Genomic DNA, 3,845 nt, shown 5'->3' on the forward strand with positions numbered 1-3,845 from the left:
CAGGTACGGCGCGGCGCCGCGCCGCGCCGTACCTGCGCCACGTCGCCACGACGGCGGCACTGGGCCTGGTCGCGGACTTCTTCTTCCTGACCGTCGTGCCGGCGTTGCTCGGTGCCGCCGGCATGAGTTCGTTTTCGTCCGCGTTCCAACGCACGGCCGCCGATCCGGCGTCCGGCCGCATGCTGCTGTGGCGGCTTGCCGCCACGCTGATCGAACAGCATCCGTGGCTTGGCGTCGGACCCATGCATTTCGCACACCATGCCGGTTATCTGCACATCGGTGCCCATCCGCACGACTGGCTGTTCCAGGTTGCCGTCGAATGGGGATTGCCCGCCCTTGCGTGCCTGCTTGCCGCCATCGCGTACGGGCTGCGCGCCCTGCTGCGATCCGGCGCGCGCGTCCGCGACGACGACGGCGCCAACCAGGCCATCTTCGCCGCGCTGCTCACGGGCGCCGTGGCGATCCTCGTCGACGGGCTCGTGTCCGGCATTTTCGTGATGCCGCAGAGCCAGCTCGCCGTCGCGTTGTATCTCGGGTGCGCCATCGGCTGGCACCGGATCGCCGGCCCGGCGCTAACCGCCGTACCGGGCGGCGTCCGCTATGGCGTAAGTGCGGTGTGCATCGTCGCGGCAATGGTGGGGGTGGTCGCCGGCGCAGGGCCGGATGCCGGCGCCAGGCTGCGCAGCGAGGATCCGACGCCGGCGCAGCAGGCGCTCAACACAGGCTCGCAATGGCCCCGCCTGTGGAAGGCCGGTTACTTCTGATCAGACGATCTTCTGGCGATCCGCCAGCAACGCCTCATACGTCAGGTTCTGCAACAACGTGTAGTGCACGGGATTGAGGCTGACGAACTGGACGCCGTATGCAAACCCCTCGGCCTGTTCCGGCCCGCCCGACAGGGCACTGATGTTGCGCACCGCCGCGCGCGTGCGGACGCGGATTTCCTGGTTGTTGGGCGGGGCCAGCAGCGCGAATTCCAGGTCGATTTCGTCCTCGTCCTGGGGCAGGCTCTTCTTCGATTCGATGCGCGCGCCGTTCACGCTCAGGTTAGTCAGCAGGCAGTCGGCGCCTGGGACGGTCGCGTTTTTCGGGATGACCTTGGCGGGGATGTCGACCTTGACCCGCATCGCCGTGCGCAGGCTCGTGCCCTGGATCGTGCGCGGGAAGGAGATGTGGGCATACAACAACGGCCGGCCGAACACGCGCTCGACCGTGCATGCGAACGAGCACACGTGGATGCCCGAGAATACGCGCATCGTCACGCGCTCGCCCTCGACCAGGGGAATCGGCGCGCCGTTGTCCATCGGGATCTTGACGATCAGGTATTCGTCCTTCAACCAGCCGATCAGCGTGGAAAAATGCTGCACGGGTTTCAGGCGCCGGTGCGTGATGAATTGCAGGCGTACGCCGACCTGCAGGTTCATCGATTCGAATTCGAATTCCTGGGGTTTGAGTTCGCGGTCCGCTTGCGGGTCGTTCATGATGTTTTCATCTTCGTAAGCGACCAATAGTAGCACTGGGGCAATTCTTTGGAAACGAAAAAAACGCCTGTACGTACAGGCGTTTTTCGTCATCCAGGCAAGAATACTGCGCGGATTTACTGCTTCAGGTGCTGGTCCAGCCAGCCGATCACGGTGTGATGCCACAGCACGGAGTTGGCCGGCTTCAGTACCCAGTGATTCTCGTCCGGGAACACGAGCAGCTTGCTGTCGATGCCGCGGCGCTGCAGCGCCGTGAACGTGGACAGGCCCTGGGTCGTCGGGATGCGGAAGTCGAGGTCGCCCTGCACGACGAGCATCGGCGTCTTCCACTTGTTCACGTGCAGCACCGGGTTGAAGCGCTCGTGCTTGTCCGGTACGGCGAAGTACGGACCGCCGTTTTCCCAATCGGTGAACCATTGTTCTTCAGTGGAATACGCCATGCCGCGGGTGTCGAACACGCCGTCGTGGTTGACGATGCATTTGAAACCATCGGACCAGTTACCCTCGATCCAGTTCATCATGTAGCCGCCATACGACGCGCCCAGCGCGCACGCGTGCGAACGGTCCAGCCAGGCGTACTTCGCCGTCGCCGCGGCCAGGCCTTTCTTGAGGTCCTCGAGCGGCTTGCCGCCCCAGTCGCCGCTGATCGCGTCCGTGAACTTCTGGCCGTAGCCGGTCGAGCCGTGGAAATCGATGAACACGGTCGCGTAGCCCGCGCCCGCGTACACCTGCGGGTTCCAGCGGTAGCTCCAGCCGTTGCCGAAGCTGCCCTGGGGGCCGCCGTGCACGAGGAAGGCGATCGGATATTTCTTGCCCGGCTCGTAATTCCACGGCTTCATCACGTAACCATGGACGGTATCGCCGTTCGCGCCCTTGAACGAAAACTGTTCATAGTCGCCCCAGCGTACGTCGGCCAGCTTCTCCTCGTTCACATGGGTCAATTGCTTGGATTGCGTCGTGCCCAACTGCATGCCGAACAGTTGCGCGCCCGATGCGAGGTTCGTTTGCGTGAAAGCGATGGTATTGCCGCGCACGTCGAAGCCGCCGATGGAACCCTTGTCAGTCAGCGGCGACACTTTGCCGCTGGCCACGTCGATCGCAAACAGGCGATGCTGGCCGATGTCCTCGGCGTCCGCGATGAGCGTCTTGCCGTCGGCCGTCCACTGGATACTGCCCGGCGAGCGGTCCCAGCTGTCGGCCACGTTGCGCTTCTTGCCGGTGGCGAGATCGAGCAGCACGATGTGGTAGCGGTCCGCCTCGAAGCCGGGACGGGTCATGGCCAGGTAGGCGAGGGTGCGGCCGTCCGGCGAAAACACCGCTTTCGTATCCCAGGCGTTATTGTCGGCAGTCAGGTTGCGCGGCGTGCCGCCCGTGGCGGCGACGGTGTACACGTCGAAGTTCGTCGACCACGCCTCGGTCTTGCCCGCGATGCGGACCGAGAACACGACGGTCTTGCCGTCCGGGCTGAAGCGGAATTCCTCGCGGTCGCCGAACGGTTTCGACGGCACGTCGCCGTCGAGCGCGCCCGACAGGCTGACGGGCGTGCCGTTCACGCGGCCGGCCGCATCCAGCGGCGCCGCGTACAGCACGTTGTTGCGGCCGTCCGACCACGTGTCCCAGTGGCGCACGAACAGGCGGTCGTAGACCTTGCCGCTGGCCTTGTCCTTCTCTTTCGCATCCACGCGCGCCTTCGTGCAGGCGAGGTCGGCGCAGTCGCGGAATACGGCCATGCTGAGCAGCATGCGGTCGCCCGTCGGCGCGACGCGGAAGGCGTCCACGTCGAGCGGCAGATCGGTCACGCGGACCGCGTCGCCGCCGGCCGCCGGCACGCGCCACACCTGGCCCGACCCCGATCGCGCCGACAGGAAGTAAATCGCGTCGCCGTTCGGCGACCATTCCGGATCCGTGCTGCTGGCGGCATCCGACGTCAGGCGTTGCGGCGCCGGATTGGCGGCGCGCAGGTCGACCAGGTAGAGGTCGGTATGGCCGCGGTTCTTGCCCATGTCGGTCGTGCGCACCGTGTAGACGACGCGGCCGCCGTCCGGCGACACCGCCGGGCTGCCGACGCGTTCCATCGTCACCAGGTCTTCGACCGTGAATCCGCGCGGTGCGGCCGTCGCGCCGAGCGCCGTGCCCGTCAGGGCGGCGGCCAGCGCCAGCATACGTAATTTCATCCTGTCCTCTCGCTTGTGGCTTGTGAATACACGGCTGCGCCTGTTGGCTCAGCCGGTGAAAGGCAGCAATTTACCACGCGAAAGATGGAGCAGGGAACGGCCTCAGAACTCTTCCCACTCGTCCGCAGCGGCCGACGCCTTCGCGGGCGCGCGTGCCGGCGCCGGCTTGACGACAGGTGCCGGCTTCGGT

The 3,845-nt window shown here is 65.8% G+C and carries 3 protein-coding genes; 1 reads left to right on the forward strand and 2 read right to left on the reverse strand.

The annotated features are described in order from the left end of the window. Positions 1-764 (forward strand): O-antigen ligase family protein (locus ACEN88_RS26345; protein ID WP_413344421.1); only part of this gene is annotated, 764 nt, incomplete at its 5' end. Here ACEN88_RS26345 and ACEN88_RS26350 read toward each other — a convergent pair. Next, positions 765-1,481, reverse strand: a complete 717-nt coding sequence (locus ACEN88_RS26350) for a flagellar brake protein (protein ID WP_413344423.1) — start codon at positions 1,479-1,481, stop codon at positions 765-767. Positions 1,482-1,597: 116 nt separating this feature from the next. Continuing rightward, positions 1,598-3,643: a prolyl oligopeptidase family serine peptidase gene (locus tag ACEN88_RS26355; RefSeq protein ID WP_413344425.1), complete on the reverse strand. Its 2,046-nt coding sequence runs from the start codon at positions 3,641-3,643 to the stop codon at positions 1,598-1,600. Positions 3,644-3,845: the final 202 nt, after the last annotated feature.

Source organism: Massilia sp. CT11-108 (assembly GCF_047302915.1).
GTDB classification, from domain to species: domain Bacteria; phylum Pseudomonadota; class Gammaproteobacteria; order Burkholderiales; family Burkholderiaceae_D; genus Telluria; species Telluria orientalis.

Excerpts from the sequence above, each read along its gene's own strand:
- ACEN88_RS26355 (WP_413344425.1), bottom strand. The coding sequence starts at position 3,643 with ATGCTGGCGCTGGCCGCCGCCCTGACGGGCACGGCGCTCGGCGCGACG.
- ACEN88_RS26350 (WP_413344423.1), bottom strand. The coding sequence starts at position 1,481 with ATGAACGACCCGCAAGCGGACCGCGAACTCAAACCCCAGGAATTCGAA.